This is a genomic window from Micromonospora sp. BQ11 (genome assembly GCF_052068135.1).
GTDB lineage: Bacteria > Actinomycetota > Actinomycetes > Mycobacteriales > Micromonosporaceae > Micromonospora.
In genome coordinates this window covers 86697-101681 of sequence record NZ_JBQHDB010000005.1, presented here as the reverse complement: position 1 = coordinate 101681, position 14985 = coordinate 86697, and the positions used below count along the sequence as shown (strand labels likewise).

Genomic DNA, 14985 nt, shown 5'->3' with positions numbered 1-14985 from the left:
CACCGTATCGTTGAACGAGCAGTTGATACTTCGATCGCCTGCCAGCTCCGGGAGTTCCCCTGAAGGCTCAAACCGCGCGACAGGCGTACCGGCCGGTGGACCTCGCTCGCGAGCACGGCCTCTCCACCCAGGCGATCCGCAACTACGAGCACGACGGCGTCCTCCCCGCCGCCCGGCGCACACCCAGCGGTTACCGCGTCTACACCGAGGCGCACGCCGTCGCGCTGCGCGCCTATCTCGCCCTCGTCCCCGCGCACGGGTACGCGGCGAGTGCCGAGATCATGCGCGCCGCCGTCCGGGGCGAGGTGGACGGCGCCCTGCGCGCCATCGACCACAGCCACGCGCAGTTGCTGCGCGACCGGGAGGTGCTCGACGCCGTCGCCGCGACGGTCGAGGCGCTGACCACGGCACCGGTCGCGGGCCGGCCCGACCGATCGCTGCCCGTCGGTGCCCTCGCCCACCGGCTCGGCGTGACACCGGCGACCCTGCGCAAGTGGGAACGGGCCGGTGTCCTGGTGCCGTCCCGCGATCCGGTCAGCCGGCAACGCCTGTACCGGCCCGACGACGTCCGCGACGCCGACCTGGCCCACCTCCTGCGCCGGGGCGGCTACCGGCTGGACCACATCGCGACCGTCCTGCGGCAGGTACGCGCCGCCGAGGGCGCGGCACCCCTGGCCGCGTCGCTGGACGCGTGGCGGCAGCGGTTGACCGCCCGGGGCCGCGCCATGCTGGTGGCCGCCGGCCGGCTCGCCGACTACCTCGACCTGCCCCGCACCGACGCCTGACCCCTACACTGCCCACGGTGGTCAAGGGGCTGCTGCTCGACTTCTACGGCACGGTGGTCGAGGACGACGACGCTGTCGTCGCCGACATCGCCCGGCAGGTCGCCCGGGGAGCGTCGACCCCGACCCGCGCCCCGGACGTGGTCGAGGCGTGGCAGCGCGAGTTCGACCTGGTCGCCGAGGGGCCACCCTTCCGGCCCCTGCGGAACAGTGCCCTGACCAGTCTGTCGGCGGTGATGACCGAGGTCGGCTGCGGCGACGATCCGGCCAGGCTGTGCGCGGCGCAGTTCGCGTACTGGCGGTCCCCGCCCCTGCGGCCGGGCAGCCGCGCGTTCCTCGCCTCGGTCCCGGTTCCGGTCTGCGTGGTCTCCGACGCCGACCGCGACGACCTGGCCGCGGCGATGGCCCACCACGGGTTGGCCTTCGACGCCGTCGTGTGCAGCGAGGACGTCGGCGCGTACAAGCCCGACCGGGCGATGTTCGACGCGGCCCTCGACCTGCTCGGGCTGGCGCCGCACGAGGTGGTCCACGTCGGCGACTCCCTCCGGTCCGACGTGGCCGGTGCGCACGCGGCGGGCATCCGCGCCGGATGGGTCAACCGCCTCGGGCGGCCGGCCACCGACGGAGCCCTCGCGGCGTTCGTGCTCACCGACCTGTCCGGTTTGGTACCGCACCTGAGGGAACAGGAGCGAGCCGAGGGGACGGTGGCGGAGTAGCGTCCGGCTTCGGTGCGGCCCGGTGTCGAATCGAGACGACCAACCCTCGGCCAACGTTGCGCGTCCGCATAATGAACCGGCGCCGTCGCACCAGTGACTACTGCCGGTAGGCAGAGCCTTGCCACCACAACGGGATGGCACAGAAAGTCAATCGAGGTCAGCTATCGTGAATCGACGAGCCTCGCTGGAACCCAGGCTCGTCCGGACCAGGTCTGGAAGGGATCGACATGCGAGTTGCACGGTTGGCCGCAGGGCTGACAGTCGTCATCACTGCCGCGATGGGGCTGAACCTGGGGACCGGTGCCCCCGCTGCAGCCGCGGACGACGGCACCTGGATCGCTTACGGCAACACGAACCCGGTCACGTCCAGCTCGAGCACCTGGCGTTGCGGCAGCACGAAAACGCTCGCCACCAATGTGGTCGCGCAGGTCTGCGCGATCAAGTCGGCAAGCGGAACAGGCATGCAAGGGGCGGTGATCGTGCGCAACAACAGATCCGCCTCCTTCAGTTCCAGCGCATTCGTAGCCCTGAAGGAGTACACCTACTACTACGGTAGCTGGACATGCTCGTCCGCGGGAATCGCGGCAAACTCGTGGTGGGTGTGTTTCGGACGGACCATTGGCTACCAGTCGGCGCAGGCGGTAGGAGATGCCGGCCCAGTTGACCTCGGTTACTCGCCATGGCTCTGAACCGAAGCGGGTTCATTGACATGACATGAACGCCGTGGTGTCTCCCACGTTTCATACAGCTACCGTAGCGCCGGTCCTGATTCGTGATCCTCCCGATGGGGACGGCGGCCTAGAGGATCGGAACTGCCTCCACGTTCGTGACCGCCACGGGGTCCTTCCTTCGTCCGAGGAAGGTCCCCGTCGTCGGGTCAGGAGCGAATATTGCTGGCCGTTGCGCGGGGATACGCCTACCGTGAACGGGCAAGGCCATTCCGCACCACCGAGGAGTTCCCCGTGAAGCAGTCTGCGTACGCCGAAACCCCGCGGCTCCTGTCGCGCGGCGGTGTCGTGCTGCCCTCGGCCGGGCGAGTCCTCGTCCGATGTGCCGGCCGGCGCAGCGGGAAGCCGGGGTGGCGACGCGGATAGCGTCCGCGCGAAGCGCGAAGCCGCCCACCCTTTCCGGGGATCGGGCGGCTTTCTCGTTGCGGCGTTCCCCATCGACAGGGGTGCCGGCACCAGCAGTACACCACCAGGCCCGACTGGCCCAACTGGCAGAGGCGTCCCGTTCAGGGCGGGAAGGTTCGCGGTTCGAATCCGCGGTCGGGTACGTACGTGCACCACATGCCCCCGTAGCTCAGCGGACAGAGCGCTTGACTACGAATCAAGAGGCCGGACGTTCGATTCGTCCCGAGGGGGCTCCGCTGTCCCCACCCGTCCGGGTGGGGGCGGACTGACCGGGTGTCCGAGTGGTGAGGAAGCCGCCTGCAAAGCGGAGTACGCCGGTTCGATTCCGGCCCCGGTCTCGGATGTGAGGCTGTGTGTCATGGCTCTGGCCGATGATCTCGCTGAATGGACGGACGTGGACGGCGCTCAGTACGTGTTGGGCCGATCGCTGGGTCTGTTCTCGGATCGATCGTTCCAGCAGGTCAAGTGGGTGTTCTGGTCGAACGATCCACTCGGCCAGGCGCTGTGGGACATGCTGCACGCTCTGGTGGAGGCCGGCGTTCTGGAGTACCGCGACGAGCCCGATCACCAGTTTCGCTGGAGGACGGCGACACCTCTCGATGGCCTCACGGATGGAAGCGCGCCACGATCTGGTGTCTGACCCTGCCGTAGACGGTGCTGGTGTTCGGAGCCCAGAGGTTTGCGCCCGTGGTCAGGCCAGATCCAGCAGCGCCGGGAGTTTGCGCATGTCGTCGAAGACCACCGTGTCCAAGCCCTCCAGCCGGTGCGCGGGGGTCAGTCCGCCCGCAAAGCCGAAGCAGCGCATCCCCGCGGCGCGGGCCGCCTGAACCCCGTACTGGCTGTCCTCGACCACGACACACGCCGTAGGCGGCACACCCATCGTCGCCGCCGCGTGCAGGAACAGGTCGGGGGCGGGCTTGCCGTGGGCGACCTCGGTGGCGCTGAAGATGCGGCCCTCGAAGCGTGGGTACAGGCCGGTGTGCCCCAGGGTGTGGCGCATCTTCTCGTGCGTACCGCTGGAAGCCACGCACGTCAGCAGCGTGATCGCGTCGAGGGCGTCGTGGATCCCGTCGACGGCGGTCAGTCCGGCGTCCACCGCTTGACGGTGTACCAGGTCGAACCGGTCGGCCCAGGTGGCAGCCACGCCCTGTCCGAGGCGGGCCGCGATCTGTTCACCGATGGACGCGCTGGACCGGCCGATGAAGCGCTCGATGACCTCTGCCTCGGTCAGCGGCCAGCCCAGTTCCGCACCCAGTGCAACGTTGACGCGGACCGCGATGCGCTCGCTGTCGACCAGCACCCCGTCGCAGTCGAAGATGACAAGCCCGATTGGATCGATCATCCGGACAGGCTATTGGAGTGCAGACGTGGACGGACCCCGCCGGACAACGCGCCCAGATCTACTCCGACAACGGTCACAGAGCCCTGCTCGATGCCATGCCGTCGCAAGACCTGCGTGACCACGTCAACGCTGTTCCCGTGCGTGACTTGCATGCCGTCTGTGGCTGGGCATGTCATCCCCGATGCCGGTCAAGACGCCCGGTCAGCGGCAGAAGCGGACACCGCTGGCGTGCGCCGACCCCGCTAACGATCCTGTGGAACTTTCTCTCGGGATGGTGTCGGATCCGGGCCGAGTCGTTCGTAGTACGGGCGAGAGGCGGCAGACGTCTGCCCGACCCGTGATGCTCAATCGGGTCCTACGTGCACCGGAAGGTAGAGGCATGGCAAAGCTGATCTGCGTGACCAATGTGTCGATCGACGGCTATATCGAGGACGAAAGCGGAGCCTTCGACTGGTTCCCGCGCGACGACGAGGTATTCACGTTCACCACCGACCTCCTGCGGTCGGTGGGTACTTTCCTGTACGGGCGGCGCCTGTACGAGATGATGGCTGTCTGGGAAACCGACGCTGCTCTAGCCGCGCAGTCCGACCTCACGGCTGATTTCGCGAGCGCCTGGCAAGCGGCGAACAAGGTCGTCTACTCCACGACTCTCACCGCGGTGTCAACGGCCCTCACCAGCTTGGAGCGCCGTTTCGACCCCGCCGTCGTACACGAGCTGAAGGCCACGGCCGACAGTGATATCACCATTGGAGGTGCCAACCTGGCGGCGCAAGCCATGCGGGCTGAACTGGTTGACGAGTGCCAGTTGTTCGTCTGGCCCACGGCCGTCGGAGGCGGCAAGCCGGGGCTGCCGACCGGCGTGCGCACCGACTTCGCGCTCCTTGACGAGCGCCGATTCCGAAACGGCGTCGTTCACCTTCGTTACCGCACTCTCGGCCACTAACCAGGGTCACCACCCTGATCTGGGCGCTGCGGCCTGCGTGACGAGCGCCCGCCCACCCCTCCGCCGCATGTGAGACCCATGCGTTCGCGGGCTGCTTCCCAAGCATCGGAGGTCCATCACACGACCGAGTGAACCGTTCTCAGCAGAAGCCGGATGACTGGCACACCAGTGTTCGCGGTCCGTGGGCGTCACCCGTCCGTATCCGTCATGCTCAAGGCCCGCGTAACCCGTCAACCGGAGTCACCCGTGTAACGCATCGAGCGGAGTGCGACAGCGGCTACCGACCGTATCGGGCTCCACGCCTAGGCCTACGAGCAGGTGCTTATGCCGCCAGTCAACCCTTGATGGTCATCCGTTGGGGGGGCGAAGCGGTCCACGTGCCCGTTGCATGCCCCACCGACCGGCCACCGAAAGACAACATCGGTGTCCACGGGATGCACTCTGGCGCGAAACCCCAGCTCAGGCCAGGGAGGTGGGAAGGTTCAAGGCGCTTCCCAAGCTGACGGTGCGGGGTTCGATTTTCGTTGTCGCCTCCACGCTCCAAGGGTGAGCCGGGCGGATCGCTGGCGGGTTGAGATCCTGTACGAATGCAACAAGTCACCGTGCTCGGTAGTTGTGGGGCCTTCCCTGAGCCAGGGCGTGCCTGTAGCGGTTTCGCCTTGGACTGGGACGGCTATCGCCTAGTGCTTGACCTCGGCTACGCCACGCTGCCGCGGCTGCTCGCGCACTGGCCTGATGGTGCAGTGGACGGAGTCGTCATCACCCACGAGCATCCCGATCACTGCATCGACCTGCATGGGCTGTTCCGGATGCGGTTCTACGGTGGTGCTGGTCGGTCACGGCTGCCGTTGTTCTGCCCCGCGGGCGTGCTCGACCGGATCGGTGGCCTGGAGCCCGACGTCGACTTGCGCGAAGTCTTCGACGTGCGCCTGCTGCCCGGCAGTTACCGGCTGGGGCCGTTCGAGCTAACCGGGATGTTGCTACCGCACTACGTGCCGAACGCGGGCATCCGGGTTCAGGCCGACGGGTTCGCCTTGGCCTACTCCGGGGACACGGGCCCGACCCCGGTGCTGGCTGAACTCGGTCGCGACGCCGACCTGTTCATCATCGAGGCCACCGACCGTGACGGCGAGTCCGGCCGGCTCACACGGAACCTCATGACCTCCACCGAGGCCGGTCTATGGGCTCGTCGGGCCGGCGCCCGCCGGCTGATGCTCACCCACTTCTGGCCAGGTAATGACCGGGCTGCTGCAGTGGCTGCCGCGCAGGTGGAGTTCGACGGCGTTGTGCTGGCGGCCGAAGAAGGCCTCACCGTCATACTCGGGACACCGGACCGCTGATAGCTACATGGGGCGATCCGGAACATCCGCGGAGTGACCATGGTTGCTGCCGGGAGGACATCCGCGTACGTCCTGGTCACCGGTGCATGGGAAGCGCACATGTCTTTCTCGCCGGCGGCCTGCTGCTGCGGCAGGTCGTTGGCGAAGTACGCGACCGTGCCATTGCCGCTGGCTGCCGTTCCTGTCCCTGGCCCAGATCCGCAACCGGCTCACCCTTACCGCCCGAGCCGTCCTGCGCGATCACCAGCACGGACCCGACGGCCGTTGCCGGATCGGTCGGACGCCGGAATGCTCACTGAGGACCGCAGCCCGCGACGTCGTCCGCGCCGCCGAGACCGTACAGCGCGAGGCAGCAACCATGCCAGCCGAACCGGCTGAGACGAGCCTCAGCAGGCCGGATGACCTTGCAGGACGGTCGGTCCGACCGCCGTGCCCTGGGCTCATTTTCGCCGCACTCACCCCTTTGCCTTGACCTCATTCTCGATCGTTTCGACGACAAGGTCCGCGCGAGTCTGTCGGCCGAGCCATCGGGCGAGGTTCGACTTCTGGACAGCCCAACCGTGGACCACCTGGCCGTGCCTTGTCTGGACGCCTATGCCGTGATAGCCGGCGTCCACGCGCACGATCGTGTGGAGACCGATCCGGTGCGTCCTGAGCTTGTTCCGGATCACCAGCTCTGAGTCGGTCAACGTGATCGATGGGCGCAATGCGCTCAGGTATGCAAGAGCCGCGTAGCCCCCGATCGGCACCAGAATGACGATCTTCGCGGCAAGATCGAACCCGCTGACGACGATGGCCGAGGCAGCGACGCCGGCCAGAACCAGACCGAGGATGCCGAAAGCCCGCCCCACCATAGAAACCCGCCAGCTCTGCCGCATTGCGGCAGGATAGGGCCACTCGGTTGCTTGATCCAGACCGGGCTTCCTGGTGCGCCGGATCGAATCCGGTCCCGGTCTCGATCGCCGTCCACTGTCCTGACCCGCACCACGCTGCCTCAGCCTGGACGGGACCAGGCGGCGGGGATGCGTTCGAGCACCCCGCCGGCGAAGACGTCGCGCAGGCCGAGCGGCTTGAGGTGGACGTACCCGATGTGGCAGTCGCAGACCGCGTTGCCGCACGCCCGCGGTCGCAGCGCGGCCCGCCACGACCCGTCGTAGAGGTTGCCGATCGGCGCGGGGATGAAGTGGCAGCGACGGACGGTGCCGTCCCCGACGACGGAGATCGCCGTCTCCCCGGCGTGGCAGGGCTCGCCGAGGGACAGGTGCGGGCGGACGCTGTAGCCGAAGTGCGGGTCCAGTTCGGTCCAGGTCGCCTCCTCGACGGCGTCGTAACGTCGGCCCTCGGCGGCGTTCACCCACAGGTAGACGTCGTCGGGCAGGGCCGCGCGCAGGCGCCGCGCCTCGGCCAGGTGCTCGGGCAGCCCGACCACCCCGACCGAGTACCGGATGCCCAACTCCGACAGGCGGGCGCAGCGGTCCAGGAACCGCTCCCGGGTGACCTGACCCGGGTGGTACGTCGTCCAGAGTGCCGCCGCCGCCCGGTCCGCGTCGGCCAGCCAGCCGACGCGGGTGGCGAGGTTGGTCTGGATGACCACCCGGTCGACGTGCGGGAGGTGCGACAGCGACACCATGGCGTCCCGGTACCAACTGCGGGTCAGACCCTCGCCCCACGGCGTGAACAGCACCGACAGCCGTACGTCGGTGGTCGCGGTGACCCAGTCGGTGAACCGCGCCAGCGCGGCCCGATCCTCGCGCAGCAGCTCCGGTGGGTCGTGCCGCTTGGCGAAGGGGCAGTACGGGCAGTCGTAGTTGCAGCTCGCCAGCGGCCCGCGGTAGAGGATCGCCAGGTTCACCGTGGCACGTACCCGGTCATCGCGGCGTGGACCTCGGCGGAGGTCAACCAGGGGCCAACGGCGTCGGAGCGGGCCAGGCCGGCCGGCGTGAGCCGCAGTCCGCCCGCGGTGGCCCAGCCCCGGTCGACCAGGTGACCGAGCTGCGGGAAGTCCTCGGTGGGTGACGTGCCGAAGCGGGCCCGGTAGGCGGCCGGGTCCACCCCGTCGGCGCGCAGCAGCGACTTCAGCAGCCAGCGCCGGCGTTGCTCGGTGTCGTCGAGGTGGTAGCCGAACTCGGCGTACCGGAAGTCGTCGGGCGGCCGGGTCAGATAGTCGTCGAGCACCGCACGGACCTGGGAGACACCCACCGCGTAGTCGAAGGAGTAGTGCAGGGTGGTCGTGTACGAGCGGGCGCCACACCCCAGGCCCACCATGCCGTCGTCCTGGCAGCAGTAGTTCGGGCCGTCCGGGACCGGGGCGTCGGCGCGGCGGAACTGCCGCATCGACTCCGGCCGGTAGCCGGCCGCGCCGAGCGTCTGGACCGCCTGCTCGTAGAGGGCGAGTCGCTGGGCGTCCCAGTCCGCGCGGGCGTGGGCCCGCCGGCCGAGGCCGGTCAGCGGCCGGACGTAGAGCGGGTACAGGTACAGCTCCTCCGGCCGCCAGGCCAGCGCCGCGTCGAGGCTCGTCCGCCAGGTCCCGGCCGTCTGCCCGTCGATGCCGTAGATCAGGTCGATGTTGAGGATCGGGATCCGGGCGTCGCGGATCGCGGCGAGCGCGGCCTCCACCTCGGTGCGGCGCTGCGGGCGCCCGGCGGCGCGGGCCTCGACGTCGAGGAAGCTCTGCACGCCGATGCTCACCCGGGTGGCGCCGTGCGCGGCGAGGACCGCGAGCCGGTCCGGCGTCGCGGTGGCCGGCGACGTCTCCACCGACAGCGGTACGCCGGGCAGCCGCGCGCCCAGGGTGCCGGTGGCGATGTCGAACAGCTCGGTCAACTCGCCGGCGGTGAGGTAGGTGGGGGTGCCGCCGCCGAACGCCGCGCGGGCGTACCCGGCGGAGTCGCCGAGCGCGTCCGCGACCCGCTCGGCCTGCCGGCGCACCTGCCGCAGGTACGCGGTGACCTGCTCCTCCGGCGCGTTCGCGCGGGTGAACAGGTTGCAGAAGCCGCAGCGCATCTCGCAGAACGGCACGTGCAGGTAGAGGAAGAGCGCGTCGGACGGCTCGGCCCGCCAGACGTCGGCGAGCAGCGGCCGGGGCCGCAACGCCCGGTACGACGTCTTGTGCGGGTACGCGTACAGGTACTGCTGGTACGGGGAGCCGTCGAGGGCCGTGTCGATGCTGGTCACCAGTCTCCCGGGTGCAGGACGAGATGGGCGTACGGGACGGTCCAGACCACGTCGTGGCCGATCCGGTGGCCGGTGTGGCCGTCCTCGCCGTACGCGGTGCCGTGGTCGGAGCAGATGATCGTGAGTACCGGCCGGCCACGCCCGCTGACCAGTCGGAACAGCCGGTCGATGCGGGAGTCCACGTACTCCAGGGCGGCGGCGTGGCTGGCCAGGTCGTCGACCTCGGCGCCGGGCAGGTAGTGCCGGTTGGGCTGGTGCAGCGCCGCCACGTTGAGGAACGTGAACAGCGGCCGGTCGGCGGGGACCGTCGGCAGGACGGCGGCCAGCCGGTCGAGCTGCGCGTCGACGCAGCCCGGCGCGGTGACGCCGAACCCGGGCTCCCAGTGCGCCTCGGTGAACAGGCCGGGCAGCACCCCACCGAGCGGGCTGCGCCGGTTGAAGAAGCCGACCCCGCCCAGGCACACGGTGTGGTAGCCGGCGTCGGCCAGGGCGGTCGGCAGGTCCGGGGCGTCGAAGACCCAGGTGTCCGCGCCGGAGGTCTCGCTGCCGGGGAACGCCGCCGCGTACAGCCGCTCGTGCCGACCCGGCTCGACCGGCGTGGGCAGGAAGCCCGCGAAGAAGGCGTGGTGGGCGGCGTAGGTGAAGCTGGCGGGGGAGTGGCGCCGTTCCCACCGGCCGCCCGGCAGCGCCCGCGCCAGGTGCGGGGTGCGACCCGTGGCGGCCAGGTCGGCGGCCACGTCGTACCGGAGCGTGTCCAGGGTGACCAGGAGGACGTCGTGGGTGCCGATCAGGCTCCGCACGCGACCACCTCCCGGGTCGCGGCCCGCCACGCGTCCCAGCGACCGCCGGTCAGGGCGTGCACCTGCTCGGCGTACGTGTCCCGGCCGGCGACCAGTACACCGGGCAGCAGGTCACCGAACGCGTTGACCTCCGCCACCGCGTGGCGCCGCCACCCGACGAGGAACATCAGGTCCACGCCGACCTGCAACGACCCCGGAAAGCACGCCGCGACCCGCTCGCACGTCTCCATCGCCGCCGACCACGCCGCCGGGCCGGCCGCCGACCGCAGCGCGGCCAGGTCACCGCGCGCGTTGCCCAGGTGCAGGTTCGTCAGTGGCCCCCGGGCGGCGCGGACCACCGCGTGGGTGGGCCGCCCGGCGACCACCACCACCCGCACGTCGACCACCCGGTCGCCGAGGCCGGCCTTGGGCAGCCAGCGCTCCACGTGCAGACCCTCCGGCGCGAGCCGGTCGACGAGCGCGGCCACGTCGGCCTCGTCGGCGTACCGACGCAGCCGCAGCGAGTTGAACAGCCCGTCGGGCGTCCGCTCGACGGTGGTGACCGCCTGCACCCGTCCGGGGCCGACCGCCAGGGCGATGACCCCGGCGGCGGACGAGCCGTGCGCGGGCTTGACGAACACCCGGCTCCACCCGGCCGCCGCCATCGCCTCCCGCAGCCGCGCGTACCCGTCGACCGCGCCGAGCGCGGCCGGCACCGGCACGCCGGCCGCCGACAGCGCCGCGTGGCAGCGCCGCTTGTCGCAGAGCACCGCGACGTCCGCCGGGGGATTGAGCAACGTGGCGCCGCCGCCGGCCACCCGGGCCATGCCGTCCACCAGGCCGGCGTACGCGTCGGCGAGGCCGACCAGTTCGCCGTGCCGGGCCGGGACGGCGGACCGGCGCAGCAGCCGGTCCACCTCCGGGTCCTCCCCGGGCGAGTCCACCCGGACCAGAGCGTCGGCCGGTGGCGGCGCCGCGCCGGTGAGCACGTCGGCCCAGGGCAGCACGTCGGGCGGGGGCAGGCCGGCGGCCCGGACCGCCGCGGCGAACAGGTCGACCCGGCGGTTGCCGGGATTGCCGACCACGGTCAGGCGCATGTCACTCCGACACCGCCGTGTAGCGGTGGCTCTCGTCGTCGTACTCGTCGGGCTCCTCCGGCTCGGACACGTCCACCCGCACGCCGGGCAGGGCGGCGGTCACCGAGGCGGCCACCTCGTCGGACAGGTAGTGGTGGTGCAGGTCCAGCTCGGACAGGTGGCCGAGCGGCTGACCGGCGAGCAGCGCGGCCACGCCCTGGTCACCGAGCGTGCCCAGCGACAGGTCGAGACGCTCCAGCCGGCGTACCACCGGCGCGGACGCCAGCGCCTCCGCGACGTCGTCGGCGATCTGCGCGTTGCGCAGCCCGAGCCGGCGCAGACGGGGGAACGGCACCCCGGACAGCAGCGGCGCCAGGTCCGCCACCGTCGTGTCGCCGCCGTAGTCCGGAGTACCCAGCCACAGCTCCAGGTCGGTCAGCGCGGGCAGCTCGGACCCGAGCACCGCCGCGACGAACTCCCTGGACAGGCCACCGCTCTCCACCGCCAGCTCGCGCAGCGCGTCGTGCCGGACGGGGGAGAAGGAGAAGTCCTCGCCGCCGCGCACCCGCAGCACCTCCAGGGCCGGGTACGCCGTCAGCAGCGGGCTGACGTCACCGACCCGCATCCAGGAGACCTCACACTCCTCGCTGGTCATGTCGCCGAGGAACAGGGCGCGCAGCCGGGGCAGGCGCGGGGCGGCCGCGCAGAGCTGCGCGATCGGGGCGGGGTTGAACGCCGCGTAGCCCCAGGAGCCGATCACCAGGGACTCGATCGATGGCCCCATGCGGGTCAGGAACGCGTCGAACGCCGCCGCGAACCCCGCGGAGAGGCGATAGTCGGACGAGTCGTCGAAGTCCCAGTAGGACATGCGCCACGACACCGGTCCGTCGACCTCCGGCACCGGCGTGTTGGCCCAGACGGTGACGACCGGGCGGCCGGCGAAGGCACGCGCGTGGCATCCGAACGTCATCGCCGCCTCACTCCCCGACCTGGGTGTAGCGGTAGGTGGTGCCGTCGTACACCTCCGGGGACTGCGGGTCCGACAGGTCGACCTCGACGCCCGGCAGAGCCGCGACGAGCCGGTCCCGCGTCTCGTCGGACAGGTAGTGGTGGTGCAGGTCCAGCCGGCGCAGGTGGGTCAGGGGCTGACCGGCCAGCAACGCCGCCGCCCCGTCGTCGGTGAGCACACCCATCGACAGGTCCAGGACCTCCAACCGGCCGACGACCGGGGCGGTGGCGACCGCGGACGCGACGGCGTCGGCGATCTCCGCGTTGCAGGGCGCCAGGTGCCGCAGGGCCGGCAGGTGGTCGCCGGCCAGCACGGGTGCCAGGTCCTCCACGGTGGCGTCACCGCCGTAATCCGAGCGGCCGAGCCACAGGTCCAGCCGCCGCAACGCCGGCAGGTCGCTCGCCCCGACGGCCCGTACGACCGGGCCCGGGAGCCCGCCGGACTCGATGCGCAGCTCGCGCAGGCCGGTGTGCCGCAGCGGCTCCAGCGACAGGCCCTGGGCGCCGCGGATCCACAGCGTCTCCAGACCCGGGCACGCCGACAGCAGCGGGGTGACGTCCCCGTGCGCCAACCAAGAGATCTCGCACTGCTCGCTGGTCAGGTCGGCCAGGAAGACCGCCCGCAGCCCCGGCCACCGCCGCACGGCGTCCACCAGTACCTCGACCGGCAGCGCCCGCTCGTACGCCGCGCCCCACTCGCCGACCACGACGGCCCGGACGGCCGCCGGTGGGATCTCGTCCACCATGGCCCGCACCAGGTCGACGAACTCCGCGGGGTCGGCGTCGAACTCCTCGACCTCCAGCCGCCACGCCACGGCCGACGGATCCTCCGGCGGGGTCATGCCCGGTGTGAACGGCACCACCGGCAACCCGGCGAACGACGACACGTGCGACTGGATCACGCGAACCTCCGGTCCGACTGCGGCAACGGCGGCGAGACGGTAACAGGTCCGTCCGACATGATGATCACCGCGGACCGCCCCGCACCGGGCCCGGGCACGCCGGTGCCCCGCGGGCGGGGCTGAGGGTCGTCGAGGAGGCTTCCGGAGGTCGCTGCGGGGGCTCAGGCCGCCGCGCTGGCCGCCCGGACCGGCCGGAGAGTCGTGGGCCGCCGCCGGCTCGCAGCCGGTGCGGTGGCGCGGGCGGCCTGCAACGCCCGCTGGGCGCTGTTCCACGCGGCGCACGGCCAGGGCTGGTCGGCGCAGAGAAGGATCCGGCACCCGCCGTTCCCGTCCGGTTCGTGAGTGTCCGCCACGGCGAGGGCCAGGTTCCACAGCAGTGGATCGGTCACCTCGGCGGGACGGTCGGACTCCAGGCTGGACGGGTGTGTGAGGACCTCGGACACGGTGTTCCCTTCTCGCATACGGCCGGTCCCTGTTCCCCGCTCCCGACGATCATGAAACATCACGGTTCGGCAACGGGGCGGTGGACCCTCCGACGGACGGCGTCAGTCCGGCAGGAGTGGCATCTCGACGCCGGGGTCGCGGCCGAGCAGCACCGCCCGGGTCAGCGCCGCCGACCCGAACCGGTCCCGGACCGCGTCCACGGCCGCGTCCAGGTCCGCTCCCGGATCCCGCTCGAAGGGCAGCGGCGGCTGGACCGGCGCGTCGTCCAGGTTGCCCACCGACACCCCGATGAGCGTGATGCCGCGCCGGTCGATCTCCGGCAGCGCCGCGCGCAGGAGCGTCCGCGCGGCACCCAGCAGCGGCGTCGTGTCCGCCGTCGCCTTGGTCACGGTGTGCGACCGGGTCGCCCGGGTGTAGTCGGCGAACCGCAGCCGCAGCACCACGGTCCGGCCCGAGCGGGAGGCCGCCCGCATCCGGCGGGTCACCCGGTCGACCAGCCCTGCCAGGATCGCGTCCAGCTCGGCGGGGGAGTGCGGCGTACGCCCCAAGGCGTGCTGGGCGCCCATCGACGAGCGGCGGCGGCCCACCTGTACCGCGCGCGGATCGCGGTTGTGCGCCAGCGCGTGCAGGTGCCGGCCCGCCCCGCCGCCGAGCAGTGACACCAGGGTCGCCTCGCCGAGGCGTGCGACCTGGCCGACCGTACGCACGCCCCGCTCGCGCAGCCTGGCGGCGCTCACCGGACCGACACCCCACAGCCGCTCGACCGGCAGCGGGTGCAGGAACGCCCGCTCATCGGCCGGCTCGACGACGAGCAGGCCGTCCGGTTTGGCCACGCCGCTGGCCACCTTCGCGAGGAACTTCGTGCGGGCCACGCCGACGGTGATCGGCAGGCCGACCCGCTCGCGGACCTCCCGCCGGAGCCGCGCCGCCACGTCGGCCGGTGGGCCGACCAGCCGACGCAGACCGCCGACGTCGAGGAACGCCTCGTCGACGGAGAGCCCCTCGACCAGCGGCGTGGTGTGCCGGAAGATGTCGAACACCGCTCGGCTGGCCGCCGTGTACGCCGACATCCGCGGCGGCACCACCACCGCGTCCGGACACAGCCGGCGGGCCAGGTGCCCGCTCATCGCGCTGCGCACGCCCCGCGCCTTCGCCTCGTAGCTGCACGCCAGCACCACGCCGCCGCCCACGATCACCGGCCGGCCGCGCAGGCGCGGATCGTCCCGCTGCTCGACCGACGCGTAGAACGCGTCCAGGTCGGCATGCAGGATGGAAGCGGCCGTCGACACGAACACATGTTCGCACGCCGGTGGCTCGCAGCCCACCGACCTGCCCGAACGCCGCTC

The 14985-nt window shown here is 71.3% G+C and carries 16 protein-coding genes and 3 tRNA genes; 8 read left to right on the top strand and 11 right to left on the bottom strand.

The window, feature by feature from the left end; all coding sequences use genetic code 11:
* Positions 1–95: 95 nt before the first annotated feature.
* The gene (locus tag ACTMSW_RS12555; RefSeq protein ID WP_441180747.1) at positions 96–785 is read left to right on the top strand and encodes a MerR family transcriptional regulator; all 690 of its coding nucleotides are present in this window, start codon (positions 96–98) and stop codon (positions 783–785) included.
* A gap of 17 nt (positions 786–802) precedes the next feature.
* Complete coding sequence (locus ACTMSW_RS12550) at positions 803–1498, top strand: HAD family hydrolase (RefSeq protein ID WP_441180746.1); 696 nt, start codon at positions 803–805, stop codon at positions 1496–1498.
* A 340-nt stretch (positions 1499–1838) separates the two neighbouring features.
* Here the strand turns inward: ACTMSW_RS12550 and ACTMSW_RS12545 are convergent, their stop codons facing one another.
* Positions 1839–2039, bottom strand: a complete 201-nt coding sequence (locus ACTMSW_RS12545) for a hypothetical protein (protein ID WP_441180745.1) — start codon at positions 2037–2039, stop codon at positions 1839–1841.
* Between the two features lie 660 nt (positions 2040–2699).
* On the opposite strand from ACTMSW_RS12545, the gene ACTMSW_RS12540 reads away from it, so the two are divergent.
* The 4 genes from ACTMSW_RS12540 (at position 2700) to ACTMSW_RS12525 (ending at position 3271) form a co-directional block, all read left to right on the top strand.
* Positions 2700–2773, top strand: a tRNA-Leu gene (locus ACTMSW_RS12540).
* Positions 2774–2789: 16 nt separating this feature from the next.
* Positions 2790–2864: transfer RNA gene (locus tag ACTMSW_RS12535), tRNA-Arg, on the top strand.
* 34 nt (positions 2865–2898) lie between these two features.
* Positions 2899–2969 (top strand) — tRNA-Cys (locus tag ACTMSW_RS12530).
* Between the two features lie 20 nt (positions 2970–2989).
* Positions 2990–3271, top strand: a complete 282-nt coding sequence (locus ACTMSW_RS12525; protein ID WP_441180744.1) for a hypothetical protein — start codon at positions 2990–2992, stop codon at positions 3269–3271.
* A gap of 51 nt (positions 3272–3322) precedes the next feature.
* Here ACTMSW_RS12525 and ACTMSW_RS12520 read toward each other — a convergent pair whose 3' ends face one another.
* Complete coding sequence (locus ACTMSW_RS12520; protein WP_441180743.1) at positions 3323–3973, bottom strand: HAD family hydrolase; 651 nt, start codon at positions 3971–3973, stop codon at positions 3323–3325.
* 379 nt (positions 3974–4352) lie between these two features.
* Between ACTMSW_RS12520 and ACTMSW_RS12515 the strand changes: the two genes are divergently transcribed.
* Together ACTMSW_RS12515 and ACTMSW_RS12510 are read left to right on the top strand one after the other, a co-directional pair.
* Positions 4353–4916, top strand: a complete 564-nt coding sequence (locus tag ACTMSW_RS12515) for a dihydrofolate reductase family protein (protein WP_441180742.1) — start codon at positions 4353–4355, stop codon at positions 4914–4916.
* 659 nt (positions 4917–5575) lie between these two features.
* Positions 5576–6256 (top strand): MBL fold metallo-hydrolase, encoded by a 681-nt coding sequence (locus tag ACTMSW_RS12510; RefSeq protein WP_441180741.1) that lies wholly within the window; start codon positions 5576–5578, stop codon positions 6254–6256.
* A gap of 455 nt (positions 6257–6711) precedes the next feature.
* Here the strand turns inward: ACTMSW_RS12510 and ACTMSW_RS12505 are convergent, their stop codons facing one another.
* The 9 genes from ACTMSW_RS12505 to dinB form a co-directional block, all read right to left on the bottom strand.
* Complete coding sequence (locus ACTMSW_RS12505) at positions 6712–7134, bottom strand: hypothetical protein (RefSeq protein ID WP_441180740.1); 423 nt, start codon at positions 7132–7134, stop codon at positions 6712–6714.
* Between the two features lie 116 nt (positions 7135–7250).
* The gene (locus ACTMSW_RS12500; RefSeq protein ID WP_441180739.1) at positions 7251–8108 is read right to left on the bottom strand and encodes an STM4011 family radical SAM protein; all 858 of its coding nucleotides are present in this window, start codon (positions 8106–8108) and stop codon (positions 7251–7253) included.
* The gene (locus tag ACTMSW_RS12495) at positions 8105–9430 is read right to left on the bottom strand and encodes an STM4012 family radical SAM protein (protein WP_441180738.1); all 1326 of its coding nucleotides are present in this window, start codon (positions 9428–9430) and stop codon (positions 8105–8107) included. Before ACTMSW_RS12495 ends, ACTMSW_RS12500 begins: the two co-directional genes overlap by 4 nt.
* Positions 9427–10230 carry an STM4013/SEN3800 family hydrolase gene (locus tag ACTMSW_RS12490; protein WP_441180737.1) on the bottom strand — a complete coding sequence of 268 codons (804 nt, stop codon included), beginning with the start codon at positions 10228–10230 and terminating at the stop codon, positions 9427–9429. Before ACTMSW_RS12490 ends, ACTMSW_RS12495 begins: the two co-directional genes overlap by 4 nt.
* Positions 10218–11306 (bottom strand): STM4014 family protein, encoded by a 1089-nt coding sequence (locus ACTMSW_RS12485; protein WP_441180736.1) that lies wholly within the window; start codon positions 11304–11306, stop codon positions 10218–10220. Before ACTMSW_RS12485 ends, ACTMSW_RS12490 begins: the two co-directional genes overlap by 13 nt.
* Position 11307: 1 nt before the next feature.
* The gene (locus ACTMSW_RS12480) at positions 11308–12255 is read right to left on the bottom strand and encodes an STM4015 family protein (RefSeq protein WP_441180735.1); all 948 of its coding nucleotides are present in this window, start codon (positions 12253–12255) and stop codon (positions 11308–11310) included.
* 7 nt (positions 12256–12262) lie between these two features.
* Positions 12263–13195: an STM4015 family protein gene (locus ACTMSW_RS12475; RefSeq protein ID WP_441180734.1), complete on the bottom strand. Its 933-nt coding sequence runs from the start codon at positions 13193–13195 to the stop codon at positions 12263–12265.
* Positions 13196–13356: 161 nt separating this feature from the next.
* Complete coding sequence (locus ACTMSW_RS12470) at positions 13357–13638, bottom strand: hypothetical protein (RefSeq protein WP_441180733.1); 282 nt, start codon at positions 13636–13638, stop codon at positions 13357–13359.
* A gap of 102 nt (positions 13639–13740) precedes the next feature.
* Positions 13741–14928 carry a DNA polymerase IV gene (gene dinB / locus ACTMSW_RS12465; RefSeq protein WP_441180732.1) on the bottom strand — a complete coding sequence of 396 codons (1188 nt, stop codon included), beginning with the start codon at positions 14926–14928 and terminating at the stop codon, positions 13741–13743.
* Positions 14929–14985 lie beyond the last annotated feature (57 nt).